Source organism: Pseudoalteromonas sp. SR45-6 (assembly GCF_014163545.1).
Taxonomy (GTDB): Bacteria; Pseudomonadota; Gammaproteobacteria; order Enterobacterales; family Alteromonadaceae; genus Pseudoalteromonas; species Pseudoalteromonas rhizosphaerae.
In genome coordinates, this window is the sequence record NZ_JACJDM010000120.1 from 1 (window position 1) to 2149 (window position 2149).

The 2149-nt window shown below is 34.7% G+C and carries 2 protein-coding genes; both read left to right on the forward strand.

What is annotated here, in order from left to right; translation table 11 throughout:
- Nucleotides 1-1133 precede the first annotated feature (1133 nt).
- Nucleotides 1134-1589: a hypothetical protein gene (locus H5158_RS22340; protein ID WP_182740943.1), complete on the forward strand. Its 456-nt coding sequence runs from the start codon at nucleotides 1134-1136 to the stop codon at nucleotides 1587-1589.
- 297 nt (nucleotides 1590-1886) lie between these two features.
- Nucleotides 1887-2048: a hypothetical protein gene (locus H5158_RS23175; RefSeq protein WP_220491403.1), complete on the forward strand. Its 162-nt coding sequence runs from the start codon at nucleotides 1887-1889 to the stop codon at nucleotides 2046-2048.
- The last annotated feature ends 101 nt before the right edge of the window (nucleotides 2049-2149 follow it).

Here is a 2149-nt window from a genome sequence, read left to right on the forward strand (position 1 = left end):
GAAGAAGCGCAATGGCTTGAATCAATTCAACGTTTCAGGCAGCAGTACTCAAATTTTGCAGGCAGCAAACAACGGTTAAAGCAGCAAGCCGCCAGCAACGATGTAAAATGGTACAAAGGCGCAGGATGAACAGTTGCATCTTGATTGGTTTGTTTAAAAAACACGATATTAAATAAAGTGATGACCTAGCTTTGCCTTTTTTTCCTAAAATTGCTTTCCAAGCAACTCAACTCTAAGTTCTGTAACTAACACTAACAGTGTGCAAAAAAATAATGATACGGTTACCCACGACGGGAGAGGTGCTAAATCTTCTGACCAAAAATATGTCTGTCCTTTTTATTTTGTTAGACAAAGTGACGGCCTAGCTTTGCCTAAAATTGCTTTCCAAGCAACTCACCTCTAAGTTCTGTAACTAACACTAACAGTGTGCAAAAAAATAATGATACGGTTACCCACGACGGGAGAGGTGCTAAATCTTCTGACCAAAATATATGTCTGTCCTTTTTATTTTGTCAAGATTACTCTCGCAATGCAAAATTATAAACATACTGGGCTGTTAAAATATGTTCCTAAGAAATCTACTCATTGGATTAACAATAGTGTTCGCTTGGTTGCCAACTACCTTTCTAATGATTATTGGTGGACTTTATTTCCTAACAAGTATTGTAACTATTTTCTTTGTACCACTTAGTTTTACTTTGCAATGGTTGTTACCATTGGTTGGGGGGCTTTTGGGGTATTTAGCTCTAACTTCTTTAAGTTGGGGGTTGAATATAGCGCTAAAAAAAAGATTAATATTTCTAATTCTAGGCGTCGTTTCTTTGCTCTATGTGTATTGGTTGAGCTGCAATTATCAAGGAGGAATTGTTAGCTTAAGTTTAAGCTGGTATAAATTATTTATAATTGGAGGTCCGCTATTTTTTAGTGTTATCCATATCCTCCTTCACCTTTTATGGTTGAAAAAATCAGCATAATTTTTTCTGGTATGTATGTTTTAGTACAAGCACAATAAACTCTAAACGTAACACCAATTCATAAAACGTGCAGATACCATTGCGTTAAGTAATCATGATTGGTGTCAATAAATATTCTAATATTTATATGTTTGAAATACTATTTTGGGGAAGGGAGTTATGAAAATTTTATTAAAACAAAACAAGTTAGCTAGTGTTAAGCTGTTTAATAGTTTTGTCACTAGAACGTTATTTTGTGGCATGTTTGCTTACTATCTTGTTGAAATCTCAAAAGCCGCATTTTTAACGCAACTTGGATATATCGCCTTGTTTTGTGCATTATCCTTGATAAGTGAATACTTTATGTCAAAGCCAAAAAAGTCAGTGGCCGTTGCGATTGATGGCGATGTTTTGATTGTATTGGGTGCACGTATAAGTATTACCGAGATCAGTGAAATTTTATATGTACAAGAGAAAAGGTTTGAACATATAGTAAGGTTTCGTTTTAAAAATCAGACTTATCAAGATTTTGAATTAGCTTCTCCTGATTTAATTGAAGATCTACGCTTTTACAATTTTCTAGTTGAAAATCAATTACCAGTTAAGATGCTAGATAGTTGTGAGCGTGTTACTTAGTATTTCAACATAACAAATTGTTCAAGAGCTATTCTGCACGCGTGGCATTTTTACTATGCGTTCGGTTTAGTGGTTAAGGTGGTATGCAGACGCTTTGGTATTGCATGCCTCACACCTTAACAAGGTGTTGAGGCTGTAGAATTACTATTTTCTAAGAATAACAGCTTGTTTTATGGGTTCCAAAATGCATTACCTAATGCTTTAAAAACGCTTAGAGTTAATTCAGAAGCTCGATTTTTTAATTGAATTTGGCTGTAGGAGTTACTCTACAGCCTTGTTTGGCATTCAAGGGGGAGTATGATTAAATTTAAAGTAGTTAGCATAATTACAGCAGCTATTGCATTCACTTTGTGTTTGGTTCTTATACTTATTCCGGAAGTATTATTTATGTTGTTTAATATTGATGAAAATAACTCTGCTTTCTTTATCGGTAGAAGGCTAAGGGATCCCCAAAAATAATTATTAAGTTTCAATTACATCACTCACATCCATATTTTTCCAATCGATTTGCACTACTACCTGTACGAAATAGGCTAGTCCTTCCAAATAATCTCGCCGTC

Coding starts and splice junctions, on each gene's coding strand:
- H5158_RS23175 (WP_220491403.1), top strand. CDS start 1,887: ATGATTAAATTTAAAGTAGTTAGCATAATTACAGCAGCTATTGCATTC.
- H5158_RS22340 (WP_182740943.1), top strand. CDS start 1,134: ATGAAAATTTTATTAAAACAAAACAAGTTAGCTAGTGTTAAGCTGTTT.